The sequence below is a fragment of the Tropicibacter sp. S64 genome, assembly GCF_049803835.1.
In the GTDB taxonomy this organism is placed as follows: domain Bacteria; phylum Pseudomonadota; class Alphaproteobacteria; order Rhodobacterales; family Rhodobacteraceae; genus Pacificoceanicola.
Genome location: NZ_JBNAGK010000023.1, coordinates 1 through 14,967, shown reverse-complemented (window position 1 = coordinate 14,967; position 14,967 = coordinate 1). Strand labels below are relative to the sequence as shown.

14 protein-coding genes are annotated in these 14,967 nt (G+C 65.4%); 8 read left to right on the top strand and 6 right to left on the bottom strand.

All coding sequences use genetic code 11. The features are described 5' to 3' along the window. Positions 1-85 precede the first annotated feature (85 nt). Positions 86-1,102, bottom strand: a complete 1,017-nt coding sequence (gene rsgA, locus ACP159_RS24365; protein ID WP_425099062.1) for a ribosome small subunit-dependent GTPase A — start codon at positions 1,100-1,102, stop codon at positions 86-88. A gap of 420 nt (positions 1,103-1,522) precedes the next feature. Continuing rightward, positions 1,523-1,936 (bottom strand): hypothetical protein, encoded by a 414-nt coding sequence (locus tag ACP159_RS24360; RefSeq protein WP_425099061.1) that lies wholly within the window; start codon positions 1,934-1,936, stop codon positions 1,523-1,525. A 47-nt stretch (positions 1,937-1,983) separates the two neighbouring features. Here ACP159_RS24360 and ACP159_RS24355 point away from each other — a divergent pair, with 47 nt between their 5' ends. The 4 genes from ACP159_RS24355 (at position 1,984) to mltG (ending at position 6,218) form a co-directional block, all read left to right on the top strand. Next, positions 1,984-2,784, top strand: coding sequence for a glycosyl transferase (locus ACP159_RS24355; RefSeq protein WP_425099060.1), 801 nt, complete (start codon positions 1,984-1,986; stop codon positions 2,782-2,784). Between the two features lie 124 nt (positions 2,785-2,908). Further along, entirely contained in the window at positions 2,909-3,625 is a 717-nt protein-coding gene (locus tag ACP159_RS24350; RefSeq protein ID WP_425099059.1) for a VPLPA-CTERM sorting domain-containing protein, read from the top strand. Positions 3,626-3,802: 177 nt separating this feature from the next. Further along, entirely contained in the window at positions 3,803-5,065 is a 1,263-nt protein-coding gene (gene fabF, locus ACP159_RS24345) for a beta-ketoacyl-ACP synthase II (RefSeq protein WP_425099058.1), read from the top strand. A gap of 4 nt (positions 5,066-5,069) precedes the next feature. Then, on the top strand, positions 5,070-6,218 hold the full coding sequence (mltG, locus tag ACP159_RS24340) for an endolytic transglycosylase MltG (RefSeq protein ID WP_425099057.1): 1,149 nt from the start codon (positions 5,070-5,072) through the stop codon (positions 6,216-6,218). A 349-nt stretch (positions 6,219-6,567) separates the two neighbouring features. Here mltG and ACP159_RS24335 read toward each other — a convergent pair whose 3' ends face one another. Then, entirely contained in the window at positions 6,568-6,912 is a 345-nt protein-coding gene (locus tag ACP159_RS24335; protein ID WP_425099056.1) for an MmcQ/YjbR family DNA-binding protein, read from the bottom strand. Between the two features lie 222 nt (positions 6,913-7,134). Here ACP159_RS24335 and cysS point away from each other — a divergent pair, with 222 nt between their 5' ends. The 4 genes from cysS to ACP159_RS24315 are packed head-to-tail and all read left to right on the top strand — an operon-like array spanning position 7,135 to position 11,714. Continuing rightward, positions 7,135-8,589 (top strand): cysteine--tRNA ligase, encoded by a 1,455-nt coding sequence (gene cysS, locus ACP159_RS24330; RefSeq protein WP_425099055.1) that lies wholly within the window; start codon positions 7,135-7,137, stop codon positions 8,587-8,589. Further along, positions 8,586-10,211 carry a citramalate synthase gene (cimA, locus tag ACP159_RS24325; RefSeq protein WP_425099054.1) on the top strand — a complete coding sequence of 542 codons (1,626 nt, stop codon included), beginning with the start codon at positions 8,586-8,588 and terminating at the stop codon, positions 10,209-10,211. Before cysS ends, cimA begins: the two co-directional genes overlap by 4 nt. A gap of 13 nt (positions 10,212-10,224) precedes the next feature. After that, the gene (locus tag ACP159_RS24320) at positions 10,225-10,944 is read left to right on the top strand and encodes an SAM-dependent methyltransferase (protein ID WP_425099053.1); all 720 of its coding nucleotides are present in this window, start codon (positions 10,225-10,227) and stop codon (positions 10,942-10,944) included. Further along, positions 10,941-11,714: a squalene/phytoene synthase family protein gene (locus tag ACP159_RS24315; protein WP_425099052.1), complete on the top strand. Its 774-nt coding sequence runs from the start codon at positions 10,941-10,943 to the stop codon at positions 11,712-11,714. Before ACP159_RS24320 ends, ACP159_RS24315 begins: the two co-directional genes overlap by 4 nt. Here the strand turns inward: ACP159_RS24315 and ACP159_RS24310 are convergent. The 3 genes from ACP159_RS24310 to ACP159_RS24300 all read right to left on the bottom strand — a co-directional run bounded on the left by ACP159_RS24310 (position 11,711) and on the right by ACP159_RS24300 (position 14,799). Further along, entirely contained in the window at positions 11,711-12,403 is a 693-nt protein-coding gene (locus ACP159_RS24310) for a VPLPA-CTERM sorting domain-containing protein (RefSeq protein WP_425099051.1), read from the bottom strand. The two genes, ACP159_RS24315 and ACP159_RS24310, sit on opposite strands and share 4 nt — an antisense overlap. Before the next feature lie 182 nt (positions 12,404-12,585). Next, positions 12,586-12,927, bottom strand: coding sequence for a DUF427 domain-containing protein (locus ACP159_RS24305; protein WP_425099361.1), 342 nt, complete (start codon positions 12,925-12,927; stop codon positions 12,586-12,588). Positions 12,928-13,029: 102 nt separating this feature from the next. Continuing rightward, positions 13,030-14,799 (bottom strand): aminopeptidase P family protein, encoded by a 1,770-nt coding sequence (locus tag ACP159_RS24300; RefSeq protein WP_425099050.1) that lies wholly within the window; start codon positions 14,797-14,799, stop codon positions 13,030-13,032. Positions 14,800-14,967: the final 168 nt, after the last annotated feature.

Here is a 14,967-nt window from a genome sequence, read left to right as displayed (position 1 = left end):
TTTGGGGTCGCCAACCCGCGGGGGGGGGGGCGGGGCCGGGGGGGGGGCCCCCCCCCCCCCCCACGGCCCGCAGGGGCGTTCCCCCTTACTTCCCGCGCTTCGCCTTCTTCGCGTTCTTGACCATCTTGGCAAAGGCCTTGCCCCGGGCCCGCTGTCGCGCGATGGAGGCGGTGTTGCGCGCATCCTCCGCCTCCAGCTTCCGCCAACGGTCGAGCCGTGCCGCATCGAGCGTGCCGTCGGCGATGGCCGCCTGCACCGCGCAGCCCGGCTCACCTCCGTGCTCGCAGTTGCGGAACTTGCATTGGCCCGCCAGCACCAGCAGGTCGTCGAAGACCTCCTCGATGCCATCCGCCATGTCCGCCAGCTGCAACTCGCGCATCCCCGGTGTGTCGATCAGCCAGCCGCCGGTCAGCGTCGGGACAAGGCTGCGGTGTGTCGTCGTATGCCGCCCCTTGCTGTCGTCCTCGCGGATCGCCTGCGTCGCCGCACTCTCGCCGGTGAGACGGTTGCGCAGGGTGGTCTTTCCGACGCCCGACGAGCCGAGCAGGGCGAGGGTGCGGCCGTCGGAGGCATAGGGCGTCAACTGCGCCGTCTCCGCCTCTTCCTTGGCATTGAGCGCCAGCACGGTGACGTCCCCAAGCGTCCGCGCGTCGTCGACGTACCGTTGCGGATCGTCGGACTTGTCCGGCTTGGTCAGCAGGATCAGCGGCTGGCACCCGGCGGTGGCGGCGAGTGCCAGATAGCGCTCGATCCGGGCGAGGTTGAAGTCGTCGTTGCAGCTGGAGACGATGCCGAGCGTGTCGACATTGGCGGCGATGCGCTGGGTGTAGGCGACATGGCCCGCGGCCTTGCGGGTCAGCGCGGTTTTCGCGTCGAGGATGCGCAGCGCCTGCGTGCCGTCGGTCAGCACCCAGTCGCCCACGGCATAATTCCCCGCCGCCTCGGTGGGGATGAGACGGAGCGGCCCGTCCGTGGTCAGCACGCGGATGCGGTCGCGCTGGACTTCGGTGACGCGGGCGGGGGTGAGCAGGGTTTCGGCGGGGGCAAGCTGGCTTGCGAAGAAATCCGACCATCCGAGGTCGGTCAGTGTGGAAGCTGTCAATGGATCAATCCCGTTGAGACATGGCAAAAGGCCCCGCGATTGGCGGGGTGTGCAGGGGTCTCGGGCCTCATGCCCTGTGGCGGGCGGCCCGGAGGATTGAGGCAAGCTCCATCAAATCTCCGGCGTTCGATTGCCGAGGCAGGATAGAGGGGCGATGGCAGTGGTGCAAGGGGCGGGTTATTCGTCGAGGGTTTGCAGGGCGAGGGTTTCTGCGGTCAGCCTGTCCACAGCGCTGACACCCGCTGCGGCCTTGACCAAACCATCGCTAATCCACTTTTCCCAGACGTTTCCTATTCGTCGCTCAATATTACCCGGTTCGTGTCCTGGCCGGGCAAGACGGGAATAGACATCTGGGGCGTGCCCGAGGCACTAGGCCAACTCAAAATCGTCGAGTGCCGCAGTGGGCTTGCCAAAGAACCCTTAAGCGGCGGCCTCCAACCCGATGTGGTCACGGCCAAAGCGGCCAAAACCCACAAGCGCGCCTCTATAGGCGTCGGGCTCTCCAAGTTGCCGCGTTTCCCGCCAGATGCGGTAGGAAATTGCGCTGTTGTCGGGGTCCAGTTCCGGGAACCGCAGATCCATCAAGGCTCTTCGTGCCAGTGTCACGATACCACTTTCGAGAAACAGGCGCTGATCGCCAAGAACAACAAGTCGCGCACCGAGGCCAACCAGAATCTTCTTTTGCATCTCCACCGGCAGACTGCGAAAGAACGCGGCGCCTTCGGTCAACTCTTCCGTGAAATGCAACCCGCCGGTCATGAACTCTTCAAACGTCATGTCTTCCGCCGAGGCAGGCGAGGCAACGATCAGCAAGGCAATGAGCAGCTGTTTCATCGGTCTTTCCACTGGTCATGGCACATCCTGCGCAGTAGAGAGCAGCCATGAGCGATCCCGTCAACATCATGTGCATCAAATGGGGCACCCTCTTTGGCCCCGAATACGTCAACCGCCTCTACTCCGGCGTGCGGCGCAACATGGGCCGTCCCGTGCGGTTCCTGTGCATGACGGAACATGCGGAGGGGCTGCATCCGGACGTCGAAGTGCTTGACCTGCCGGTGGAGCCTTTTGCGAAACCGATGGCGGAGGCGCTGGCGGTGGCGAACCGGCAGGGTGCGATGCGCAAGGTTTCACTCTTTCGCCCCGGGCTGGTGCCGGATCTGGTTGGGCCGGTTCTGGGGTTCGATCTCGATGTGGTGATTACCGGATCGCTGGACGAGATCGTGGACCTCGCACCGGGCACGGTGGCGATGCGCCACGACTGGACGGAAAAGCGCAAGGGCCGCCCCACGGGGCATGGCTCGGTCTTCCGGTTTGATCCTTCTTTGCACGGGTTCTTGTACGAGGACCTCGCGGCGAATGCCTATGCGGAGGTGGAAAAGGCGCGGGGTTCGGAGCAGCGCTATACCTCGCACAAGGCGATGGACCGGGGGTGTTTTACCTATATCCCGGGGGAGTGGGTGGTCTCGTTCAAATACGACTGCAACCCGTTTCCGGGGAACTGGGTGCATCCGCCACGGCTGCCCGAGGCGGCGAAAGTGGTGTGTTTTCATGGGCGTCCGAAGATGACGGATGCTTTGGAGGGGTGGAACGGGTCGTTCATTCGGCACTCGAAGCCGTGTGACTGGCTGCGGGAGCATTGGATCGAGCGGGCGAAGGGGGATTTGGGGGAGAGGTGGGCTTGAAACATTGCTCAGGCCGTCGGGTAGCTGTCCAAACGCGGAAACCCGCCGAGCGGCGCGCAATTCATGAGTGAAATTTCCCTGTTGTGATACCGTGAGCCGGTTCACTTTGCGCAAGGACCCTTTCATGCCCATGTCCCTTTCCAGACTTTTCGGCCTTTCGGCCCTTATCATGACCTGCGCCTTGCCGCTCGACGCGGCGGTTCTTGCGCCCGGTGGAACGGTGTTTCCCACGGGCATAACATCACTCGCCGATCCGGAATTGGCGGGGGGAGTGGTGCAGGAAGAACTGTTGCCTTTTCAGGCTCAGAGTCCGACTCCCGCGTTCCTGGATGTCCTTGGCAACGTCCAGAACCGTGCGATTGCCTCGAACCTGACCGGCAATATCATTCTCGCGTATCAGTTGCGCGAGTTGAGCAGCACCTACCAGCCCAGCGGCATCCAGATCACCGGGATGAGCCTGAGCGGCTTTGCCAGCTATGGGCTCTTTTCGCTGGACGTGGATTATCGGACGGATTCGACGGGGAACCGGGGGCTGACCTCGGTCAGCCGGTCCGGGGATGGCAACGTGTTGACCTTTGCCTTTGATCCGATTGCCGTTTCCGGCCTGTTCGGTGTGCCCTCGGACAGCAGCTACCTGCTCTCGCTCAAAACCGACGCATCGACGTGGTCGAACACCGGCATCCTGACGGTTTTCGGATTTGACACGGTGGAAGGCCGCAGCTTCTCGACCACGTTCGGCGGGCTGGCCGTACCCGGCGCGGCGGAGGTACCTATCCCGGCAGGCGGAGCGTTGCTGATTGGCGCCTTGATGGTGCTCGGGATCGTGCGTCGGCGGCGTTGAGCGCGGTCTGAAGCAGGTTACTGTGGGACAGGATCGGCTTGTCTCGCCGCAACTCGGCGTGTCCTGTCATCACAATGCTCCCGGCACCCTCCCGCCGCTCCAAACACCCGCACCCTTGCCCCCCGAGCCCCCGACAGGCTATAGGCACCAAAAGGATACACCAAGAAGGGCAGAGCCATGGCGCGCAGGGTTGTCGTTACAGGACTGGGACTGGTCACACCGCTCGCAAGCGGGGTGGAGGAGACGTGGAGCCGTCTGCTCGACGGGCAGTCCGGGGCCGGGACCATCACCAAGTTCGATGCCAGCCATCTTGCCACCACCTACGCCTGCGAAGTGCCGTATGGCGACGGGACGGACGGGACGTTCAACCCGGACGACTACCTCGACAAGAAGGAACAGAGGAAGGTCGACGAGTTCATCATGTTCGGCATGGCCGCCGCGGCGCAGGCGGTGAAGGATGCCGGCTGGATGCCCGAAAGCGAAGAGGATCGCCTGCGCACCGGCGTGATGATCGGCTCCGGCATCGGCGGCCTCAACTCGATTGCCGAGACCGCGATCCTGATCAAGGAGAAGGGCCCGCGCCGGGTGTCTCCCTTCTTCATTCCCGGTGCGCTGATCAACCTGATCTCGGGCAACGTTTCGATCAAATACGGCTTCAAGGGCCCGAACCACGCGGTTGTCACCGCCTGTTCGACCGGCGCCCATGCCATCGGCGACGCGGCGCGGCTGATCAAGTATGGCGATGCGGACGTGATGCTGGCGGGCGGCGCGGAGGCGGCGATTTCGGAGATCGGCATCGCGGGCTTCAACGCCTGCAAGGCGCTCAGCACCAAGCGCGGCGACGAGCCGACCAAGGCCAGCCGCCCCTATGACGCGGACCGCGACGGGTTTGTCATGGGCGAGGGCGCAGGCGTTGTCGTACTGGAAGAATACGAACACGCCAAGGCGCGGGGCGCGAAGATTTACGCCGAGGTTTGCGGCTACGGCCTCACGGGCGACGCCTACCACATCACCGCGCCGTCCGAGACAGGCGAGGGCGGTGAGCGCTCGATGCGGGCGGCGTTGAAGGACGCCGGGCTGGATGCGAGCCAGATCGACTACATCAACGCGCATGGCACCTCGACCATGGCCGACACCATCGAGCTTGGCGCGGTTGAGCGGCTGCTGGGCGATCATGCGGCGAAGGCGACCATGTCCTCCACCAAATCCGCCACCGGGCATCTGCTCGGTGCGGCGGGGGCGATCGAGGCGATCTTCTCGATCCTCGCAATCCGGGACCAGGTCGCGCCGCCGACGATCAACCTCGACAACCCGGCGGTTGCGCCGAAGCTGGACCTCGCGCCGAACACCAAGCGCGAACGCCGGATCGACTACGCGCTGTCGAACAGCTTCGGTTTCGGCGGCACCAACGCCTCGGTGATCTTCGGCAAGGTGAGCTGAGCCCATGTGGCGGAACATCGCGTCGAACGCGCTGACCTTCATGGTCGTCGCCTTCTTCCTGCTCGGCGGGGTGCTGCTCTGGGCGCAGCGCGAATACCGGGCGGAGGGTCCGCTGGATCAGGCGATCTGCCTCGAGGTGCCGCGCGGCAGCACCATGAAGCGGGTGTCCGAGGATCTTGCCTCGCGCGGGGCGGTCTCCAGCGCGATGATGCTGCGGCTGGGGGCGGATTACACCGATCGGACGCAATCGCTCAAGGCGGGCAGCTACCTCGTGCCGGATGGCGCGAGCATGGCGGATATCGTTGACATCGTGACCAAGGGCGGCGCGAGCACCTGCGGCACGGAGGTGGTCTACCGGATCGGCATCGTGCGCGCGCAGGTGCAGGTGCGCGAGATCGACCCGGCAACCGGGCGCTACGAGGAGAAGGCCGAATTCACCCCCGGCGAGGGCGACATTCCGCTGGCCTATGCGCAGGTGCGCGAGAAGCGGGATACGCGCTATCGCGTGGCGCTGGCCGAGGGCGTGACGAGCTGGCAGGTGGTGCAGGAGCTTGGGCAGATCGACGTGCTCGAGGGCACGGTGGAGGTTCCGCCCGAGGGCAGCCTCGCACCCGACAGCTACGAGATCGTGCCTGGGGACACCCGGGCGAGCGTGATCCAGCGGATGCAGGAGGCGCAGGAGTTGATACTCGCGCAAGCGTGGCAGGATCGCGCGGACGGTCTGCCGCTGGACACGCCGGAGGAGGCGCTGATCCTTGCCTCCATCATCGAGAAGGAAACCGGCGGGCCGGACGAGCGCTTCGACGTGGCGTCGGTGTTCGTGAACCGTCTGGAGCGCGGCATGCGGCTGCAGACCGACCCGACGGTGATCTACGGCCTGACCAAGGGCGAGGGCGTGCTGGGCCGGGGGCTGCGGGCGTCGGAACTGCGGCGCGAGACACCGTGGAACACCTACGTCATCAACGGCCTGCCGCCGACTCCGATCGCAAACCCCGGGCGGGCGAGCATCGAGGCGGCACTGAACCCGGCGAATACGGACTACATCTACTTCGTGGCGAAGACGCTGGACCCGCGAGACGGGCACAACTTCGCCGAGACGCTGGAAGAGCATAACGCCAATGTGGCGGCCTACCGGAAGCTGGAAGGCCAGTAGCGGCGCGGCTTCCGGGCGCCCCGACTGAACCTGCGGTTCAGCGGCCCACCCTCCAGCCAACGCGCCGGATGAGACAGGACCATCGCCCTGGTGTGGTGGTCTTCCGTCCGAACGCGTTGCGCGAACCGCCGGAGACATCGGCGTGGGGGGCGCTTCTTTGGTCTCCAAATACCCTTGGGGAGCCCGAAGGGCGGGGCAAAGCCCCGACAAAATTTTGCCCCGACAAAATTTTCTTGCCCCTCGGGGAGGGTCGCTGGGGTGACGGCCGGCCAAGGTCCGCTCTCGCCCCGAGCCGATCCAAGCCGATCCAGTGGCGTGTCTCGGGCAAGCGGGCGCAGGGCGAGCGGAGTCATGCTTCGGTGATGGCCTTTTGCGTCTTTTTCGGCAGGCTGGCGAAGATCAGGTCATAGGAGGTGCTGATACGGTCCCGGAGTTCGTCTTCGGGGATCGCGTCCCAGTCCAGCAATACCCAGGAGCGGTGGAAATAGGGGGCCTTGAGGGCGCGGCCCATGTCGATCAGGAGTTCGGCATCTTCGATGGAAGGGGTCTTGACCGAGACCCCTTTCTGCACCGCGCCAATGCAGGCGAACATCTTGCCGCCGACCTTCCAGGCGTCGTGCCCGCCGCCCCAGGGGTCCGAGACTTCGGCGCCGGGCAGGGGCTGGCAGAGGGCGTTGACGATGGCGCGGGTCATGCCCGGAAGGATGCGAGCGGCGCGGCCGTGGGTCAAGGGGAAGACCCCCGCGAAAGCGGCTTCCCGGGGCGCGGGTTTCGTGCTATCCGCGATCCCATGAAGAGCCTGCGCATCATTACGATCTGCTGCATTCCCCACTGACATCTGTCGGCGGGCCGCTCTTCTATTCCAATCCTTTTGTGAAGTTGCTAAGCCCGCCGCGACCCTATGCCGGAGCGCGCCATGGAAATCCGTCTCACCAATTCGATGACCCGCCGCAAGGAGCGGTTCGAGCCTTTGGACGAGAAAAACGTGCGGATGTATGTCTGCGGGCCGACGGTCTATGACCGGGCACACCTTGGCAATGCGCGGCCCGCGATTGTCTTTGACGTGCTGTTCCGGCTGCTGCGGCAGGTCTATGGCGCGGATCATGTGACCTATGTGCGCAATTTCACCGACGTAGATGACAAGATCAACGCGCGGGCGGCGGAGTCGGGGCGGTCGATTGGCGAGATCACGGCGGAGACGACCCAGTGGTATCTCGACGACATGGCTGCAGTCGGGGTGATGGAGCCGACCCACATGCCGCGCGCGACGCAGTTCATCCCGCAGATGGTGGCGATGATCGAGGGGCTGATCGCGGCGGGTCACGCCTATGCCGCTGAGGGGCACGTACTGTTTTCCGTCGGCAGTTACGACGGTTACGGGCGGCTCTCGGGGCGGTCCGTGGAGGACATGATCGCCGGGGCGCGGGTCGAGGTCGCGCCCTACAAGCGCGATCCGATGGATTTCGTGCTGTGGAAGCCATCTTCGGACGATTTGCCCGGTTGGGACAGTCCCTGGGGCCGGGGGCGGCCGGGCTGGCATATCGAGTGCTCGGCGATGGCGGACGATCTGCTCTGGAAGAAGCCGCTTGAAGAGGGGCGTCTGTCCGAGGCCGCCCTGAGCCGTCCTCATGTCTTTGACATCCATGGCGGCGGCAATGATCTGTCCTTCCCGCACCATGAGAACGAGATCGCGCAGAGCTGCTGCGCGAACCACTCCGATGTCATGGCGAATGTCTGGCTGCACAACGAGATGTTGCAGGTCGAGGGCAAGAAGATGTCCAAATCGCTCGGCAACTTCTTCACCGTGCGCGACCTGCTGGATCAGGGCGTGCCGGGGGAGGTGATCCGGTTCGTCATGCTCTCCACGCATTACCGCAAGCCGATGGACTGGACGGCGGAAAAGGCGCGGGAGGCGAAAAAGACTTTGCAGAAGTGGCGGGCACAAACCCGTGGTCTTCCCACGACCGCACCGCATGCTGGCGTGGTCGCGGCGTTGGCCGATGACCTGAACACGCATGGAGCGATTGCTGAGCTACACAATTTGTCGAATTCAGGAGATTTCGTTTCGTTGCTGAGTTCCGCCAAGCTTCTCGGCCTTCTGACCGATAGTCTTTCCGGCTGGGAAAATGACCGTCCTGCTGACGGCGGCGATATGTTTGTCTTGAAAACGCTTGAGAAAAACCTGCAGGCGATGCGTGTGCGGGCCATGCAAACCAAGGATTTCTCTGGCGTAGATTCCATGAAATCGGCGCTCATTGCGGCGGGTGTCGAAGTGCGCATGTCCAAGGAAGGCGTCTCACTCGAACCGACCGAAACTTTCGATAGCGACGCGTTGTCGAAAATCGAGCGCCAAAGAGAGGCTGAACAATGACACGGGAGCGGCTGTATCTCTATGACACGACCCTGCGCGACGGGCAGCAGACGCAAGGTGTGCAGTTCTCGACCAATGAGAAGCTGCGGATCGCGGCGGCGTTGGACGCGCTTGGCGTCGACTACATAGAGGGCGGCTGGCCCGGGGCGAACCCGACGGATTCGGCCTTCTTCGAGGCGGTGCCGCAGACGAAAGCCGCGTTGACGGCCTTCGGAATGACCAAACGCGCGGGGCGCTCGGCGGAGAACGACGACGTGCTGGCCGCTGTCCTGAATGCCGGGACCGGGGCGGTCTGTCTGGTGGGCAAATCGCATGACTACCATGTGACCAAGGCGCTTGGCGTGTCGCTCGAAGAGAACCTCGAGAACATCCGCGCCAGTATGGCACATCTGGTGGCCTCCGGCCGCGAGGCGCTGTTCGATGCGGAGCATTTCTTCGACGGCTACAAGGACAATCCCGGTTACGCTCTGGAGTGCCTCAAGACCGCGCTCGACGCCGGGGCGCGGTGGGTGGTGCTCTGTGACACCAACGGTGGGACTTTGCCGCATGAAATCGGGCAGATCGTGCACGAAGTCATCGAATCCGGGGTCGATGGTGCACGATTGGGGATCCATACGCACAATGACACCGAAAACGCCGTAGCCGGGTCTCTGGCCGCGGTTCTGGCCGGGGCGCGGCAGGTGCAGGGGACGCTGAACGGGCTTGGCGAGCGCTGCGGCAATGCCAATCTGACATCGCTGATCCCGACCTTGCTGCTCAAGGAGCCCTTCGCGAGCCGTTTCGAGACCGGAGTGAGCAAGGAGGCGCTGACCGGGTTGACGCGGGTGGCGCGGATGCTCGACGATATCCTGAACCGGGTGCCGATGAAGCAGGCGCCCTATGTCGGGGCCTCGGCCTTTGCGCACAAGGCGGGGCTGCATGCCAGCGCCATCCTGAAAGACCCGTCCACCTACGAGCATGTGGAGCCGAAGCGCGTCGGCAACGAGCGCATCATCCCGATGTCCAACCAGGCTGGGCAATCGAACCTGCGCCGCCGTCTCTCCGATGCCGGGCTGGAGGTGGACAAGCGCGATCCGGCTCTGGCCCGCATTCTGGAGCGGGTGAAGGAGCGGGAGTCGGAGGGCTATTCCTACGACACCGCGCAGGCGAGTTTCGAGCTGCTGGCGCGGGATGAATTGGGCGTGCTGCCGGAGTTCTTCGAGGTGAAGCGCTACCGGGTGACGGTGGAGCGGCGCAAGAACAAATACAATCGCATGGTCAGCCTGTCCGAGGCGGTGGTCGTGGTGAAGATCGACGGCGAGAAGAAGCTGTCAGTGTCGGAGTCCATGGATGAGGAGGGTTGCGACCGCGGCCCGGTCAACGCCCTGTCGAAGGCGCTGGCGAAGGATCTCGGGCGCTATCAGGCACTGATCGACGACATGCGGCTGGTGGATTTCAAGGTGCGGATCACGCAGGGTGGCACCGAGGCCGTCACGCGGGTGACCATCGACAGCGAGGACAGTCTCGGTCGGCGCTGGTCGACTGTGGGCGTCAGCCCGAACATCGTCGACGCCAGTTTCGAGGCGCTGCTCGACGCGGTGCGCTGGAAGCTGGTCCGCGATGCCGGAACGGTGGCGGCCTGAGGGAGCGGACGGCATGGACAGATCGGCGTTTTTCGAGGTGCACAAGGACCTGCCGCGCGAAGGGCCGGGGCGGCCCGAGGACGTGGCCTGGGCACTTGGCGCGGCCGGGGTGAAGCCCGGGGCGCGGGTGTTGGACGCGGGCGCGGGGCCGGGGGCGGACATCCAGGCGCTGCTGCTGGCCACGGCGCCCGGCGGGCATGTGACGGCGGTGGAAGCGCATGCGCCCTTCGTGGAGCAGGCCGCGCGGCGCTGGGGCCGGGATTCGCGGGTGACGCTGGTGACCGGGGACATGCGGGAGGCCGAGGGGCCGTTCGACGTGATCTGGTGCGCCGGGGCCTTGTATTTTCTCGGGCTGCGCGAGGGGCTCGAGCTGATGCGCGGCAAGCTGGCGCCGGGCGGCGTGCTCTGTTTCTCCGAACTGGTGTTCCGGGTGGCCGAGCCGGCGACTGAGGTTCGCGCACCGCTGGAGGCCGAGTATCCGGCGATTGGCACCGTGGAGCGGCTGAACGGAATCGTGGAGGCCGAGGGCCTCGGGATCGTGGCGCAGAAGATGCTGCCCCGCGCGTCCTGGGAGGCCTATTACCGGCCCCTGGAGGCGCAGGTGGCACAACTCAGGCCGGGGGCCGATGCCGCGCTCGCTCAGGTTCTGGACGAGACCGAGGCGGAAATCGCGCTCTGGCGGGAGCACAACGAGGCATTCGGCTATGCGCTCACCGTGGTGCGCCCCCGTTGAGCGATCCCTTTGCCGAGAACCCGGACCTGATCGCCTGCGCGAAGCTGGTCGAACAGGGCGACCCGGAGCGCTTCGCCGCCGTCATGGCGGCGCCGGTTCAGGCGCGGGCGGTGCTCTTTCCGATCTACGCCTTCAACGTCGAGGTCAGCCGTGCGCCCTGGCTCACGCAGGAGCCGATGATCGCGCAGATGCGGCTGCAATGGTGGTGGGACGCGCTGGAAGAGATCCGCAACGGCGGCATGGTGCGCCGGCACGAGGTGGTGACTCCGCTGGCGCTGGTTCTGGATGGAGAGGCGGCGCTCTGGTTGCAGGACCTGGTGGAGGCACGGCGACTGGACGTGGAACGCGTGCCTTTCGCGGACGAACCGGCGCTGTGGGACTACCTGGAAAAGACCGGCGGCGGGCTGATGGCGGCGGCGGCAAGGGGCCTTGGCACTCGGGACGTGGCAGCGGCGTGGCGGATTGGCACGGCGGCGGGCCTCGCCGGGTATCTGCGGGCCGTCCCGGACCTGGAGGCGCGGGGAAGGCAGCCTTTGCCAGATGGCAGGCCCGAGACGATAGCAGCCTTGGCGGAGCGGGGGCTGGCGCGGTATGCCGAAGGCCGCCGCAAAGGCCGCCCCGATGCAGGTAAACCCGCGCTACTGGCTGCATGGCAGACCAGAGCGTTGCTCACACAGGCCGCACGACATCCTGCCCGTGTTGCTGACGGCACGCTTGCCCTCAGCGAGTTCGGCAAACGCTGGCGGCTGCTGCTGGCGGCGCTGCGTTAGACCGCGCGCCGCCGCAGGACGGCGAGACCGGCCAGCGCCCCGGCAAGCAACGGCAGACCGGCGGGCAGCGGCACTTCGGCACTGCCAAGGCTGTAGCTGATGCTGTCGACCTGCATGGCTTCGCTGGCGTTGTTCTTGCCCAAGAGGAACGTCATCGGCTGGCCAGTATCGAACCCCGGCTTGAAGGTGCCGTTCAGGGTGTACGTGCCATAGGTCAGGTCATAGGTGCCCGCGACGAGGTCGAAGGCGTAGGTGATCGTCCCGATGGGGCCGGTGGGAAAGACGGGTGTGACATTGGAGGTGGTGAGACTGCCCCAGCCATAGCCCGTCCCGTCGAATGTCCCGAGGCCGGGGCTGCTGAGCAGCAGTCCCTGATCGGCAAGACCCACCCAGTCGAAGACCGTGCCGTAGCTCAGCCCGAACGTCACATCCATGTCACTAGTCGTGCGCGTCAGATCCATGGCGATGGTGCCGGAGGTGGCACCGCCAAGATCGAGCGTGACCAGCACCACGTCCTCGAACGGTCCGGTGCCGAAGGCCATCGACGTGCCGGTGACAGCTCCCGCGCCATTCGGCAGGCCGAAGCCAGGCGCGGTGCCGAGGTCAGCGCCGTTGACGGTTACAGCCAAGGCAGGGGTCGCGAGGCCAAAGGCGAGGGCGGTGGACAGGATGGGGACGAAATGGGACATGAAACTCTCCGGATGGTCTTGAATGTCTGGACAGAATGGCTCGGGTCACAGGCTAGGGAAAAAGGATGCCCATTTCAACCGCCGGAGGCTGTTGGCGAGAGTCGCTTCGGTGCGCCGGACAAGGCAACGGACGGCCCGGCCAGACCGCCCGTATCGTGTTCAACCGGGGCGCGCAGCAGTCCTCAGACCTGCTCCACTGTCACGCCTTCCTGGACGTAGAACGCCAGGTGATCCTTGATCGCCGCGACGTCCGGGTTCGGGTTCTCGTAGGACCACACCGCGTTTGTGTAGGTCTTCGACTTCGACATGATCGAGAAGTAGCTCGCGGTTCCCTTGTACGGGCAGGTGGTCTCATGTGTCGTCCGGTCGAGGAAGGCCATGGCGATGTCGCCGCGCGGAAAGTAGATCACGAAGGGCAAATCACCCTCCGTGAGTTCCAGGGCGTTGGCGCTCTCGCCGATGACCGCGCCGCCCGCGCGCACGACCCAGGTGCCCTCTGCCGGTGTAATCGTGATCTTGCTCATCGTCCTGTCCCCCTGTGTCATGGTCATCTGTTCTCCCAAATCGGGATAATTTTATTGCGCGGTGTTCCGGTCCAGAGACACCTTTCTTGTGACACTATAATGTCAAATCGCGGCGCATGCCTCTGCCAACCATGCCCCTGCGACATCATCGACCAGAGGCGCAACGCGGGTCCGCACCTCGGCGTGGTAGGCGTTGATCCAGTCGCGCTCCGCACTGGTCAGCATCTCCGGCACGATCAGCCTGCGGTCGATCGGTACCCATGTGAGGGTCTCGAAGCGGTATTGCTGCGGGATCGTCTGGCCGGGCAGGGCCGCGGCCGCCTCGACCACCACGAGGTTCTCGATGCGGATACCATAAGCGCCCTCGCGATAGAACCCCGGCTCGTTGGACAGGATCATGCCGGGCTGGAAGGCAACCTTCCCGGCGCGGCTGATGCGGGCGGGGCCCTCGTGCACGCAAAGATACGATCCGACGCCATGCCCGGTGCCATGGCCATAGTCGAGCCCCGCCTGCCAGAGCGCATGGCGGGCAAAGGGGTCGATGTCCTGCCCGGTCATGCCCTTCGGGAAACGCAGCATGGAAATCGCGATCATGCCCTTGAGGACGCGGGTGAAATTCTGCCTCTCTTCCTCGCCCACAGCGCCGATCGCGATGGTGCGGGTGATGTCCGTCGTACCATCCACATACTGCCCGCCGCTGTCCACCAGCAGCAACTCGCCGTCTTGCAGGGGCCGGTCCGTGGCCTCCGTCACGCGGTAATGCACGATGGCGCCATTAGGGCCGGAGCCGCTGATGGTGTCGAAACTGATGTCGCGCAGGGCGTTGGTGGCGCGGCGCTCCTCTTCGAGGCGCTTGACCACGGTGATCTCGGTCAGGTTTCCCGGTGCCTCCCGGTCCAGCCAGCACAGGAAGCGCACCATCGCCGCCGCATCGCGCAGATGCGCCGCGCGGGTGCCCTCCAGTTCGGTGGCGTTCTTCATCGCCTTGGGCAGGACACAGGGATCGTCCCCCTCGACGATCTCGCGGCCTTCGAGCGCGTCGTTGACAGCAACGGGACAGCTCGCCGGGTCGATCTGAACCGGACCCTGAAGCGCCCTCAACGCGTCTTCGAACGCCGCCACCGGCTGTATCGTGACGCTGACGCCGAGATGGTCGCGCACATCCCCCAGTTTCTCCTCCGCCATGAACAGCGTCACCGTCGCATCCGCATGCAGGACGGCAAACCCCTGCGGCACCGGGTTCTTCGGAATGTCGCTGCCGCGGATGTTCAGGAGCCAGGCAATGCTGTCGGGCAGGGTGATGACCGCCGCCCGCGCCTTGCCGAGGCCCTTGGCCAGCCGCGCGATCTTGGCCTCATGCGCCTCGCCCGAAAGCGCCACCGGCTGCGCGAAGACCTTGCCCAGAGGCGGGGCGGGGCGATCCTCCCACACCGCATCCACAAGGTTCGCCACCGGCCGCAGGGCGACGCCCTTCTCCTCCAGCCCGCGCTTCTGCTCGACCGTCAGCAGCCAGGGATCGAAACCGGTTTGCCCCTCCGGCAGGGCCGCCTTGATCCAGTCGGCCAGGGACGTCTCCGGCCAGTCGACCTTCTCGAAGACCTCCGCCACCTGCCGCTTCACCTGCACCCGGTAGCGCCCGTCCACGAAGACCGCCGCCCGGTCCGCCAGGGCCACGGCCCAGCCCGCCGAGCCGGTAAACCCGGTCAGCCAGGACAGCCGTTCATCCGCCGGGGCCACGTACTCCCCCTGCCAGGCATCCGCCCGCGGCACGAGAAACCCGTCAACGCCCGCGTCCTGCATGGCCTTGCGCAGCGCCGCAAGGCGGGCGGGTCCGGTATCCGGCGAGGCGGACTCGGTGAAAGTCTGGAACATCGGGGAACTCCTGTCTTGGCGCGGAGCAGATCACGATTGCCCGGAGCCTGCAAGCAGGCAACAATCCCGCCCCGCGTCTCCTGTTTCTTCTCTTTGCAAATACCTCCGGGGTCGCCCCGCAGGGGCGTAGGGGCAGCGCCCCTGCACGCGTGCGCCGCACGCGTTCCC

Bases quoted from the DNA above. Each gene is read 5' to 3' on its own strand.
- ACP159_RS24360 (WP_425099061.1), bottom strand. From the start codon at position 1,936: ATGAAACAGCTGCTCATTGCCTTGCTGATCGTTGCCTCGCCTGCCTCG.
- ACP159_RS24355 (WP_425099060.1), top strand. From the start codon at position 1,984: ATGAGCGATCCCGTCAACATCATGTGCATCAAATGGGGCACCCTCTTT.
- ACP159_RS24350 (WP_425099059.1), top strand. From the start codon at position 2,909: ATGCCCATGTCCCTTTCCAGACTTTTCGGCCTTTCGGCCCTTATCATG.
- fabF (WP_425099058.1), top strand. From the start codon at position 3,803: ATGGCGCGCAGGGTTGTCGTTACAGGACTGGGACTGGTCACACCGCTC.
- mltG (WP_425099057.1), top strand. From the start codon at position 5,070: ATGTGGCGGAACATCGCGTCGAACGCGCTGACCTTCATGGTCGTCGCC.
- ACP159_RS24335 (WP_425099056.1), bottom strand. From the start codon at position 6,912: ATGACCCGCGCCATCGTCAACGCCCTCTGCCAGCCCCTGCCCGGCGCC.
- cysS (WP_425099055.1), top strand. From the start codon at position 7,135: ATGGAAATCCGTCTCACCAATTCGATGACCCGCCGCAAGGAGCGGTTC.
- cimA (WP_425099054.1), top strand. From the start codon at position 8,586: ATGACACGGGAGCGGCTGTATCTCTATGACACGACCCTGCGCGACGGG.
- ACP159_RS24320 (WP_425099053.1), top strand. From the start codon at position 10,225: ATGGACAGATCGGCGTTTTTCGAGGTGCACAAGGACCTGCCGCGCGAA.
- ACP159_RS24310 (WP_425099051.1), bottom strand. From the start codon at position 12,403: ATGTCCCATTTCGTCCCCATCCTGTCCACCGCCCTCGCCTTTGGCCTC.
- ACP159_RS24305 (WP_425099361.1), bottom strand. From the start codon at position 12,927: ATGAGCAAGATCACGATTACACCGGCAGAGGGCACCTGGGTCGTGCGC.
- ACP159_RS24300 (WP_425099050.1), bottom strand. From the start codon at position 14,799: ATGTTCCAGACTTTCACCGAGTCCGCCTCGCCGGATACCGGACCCGCC.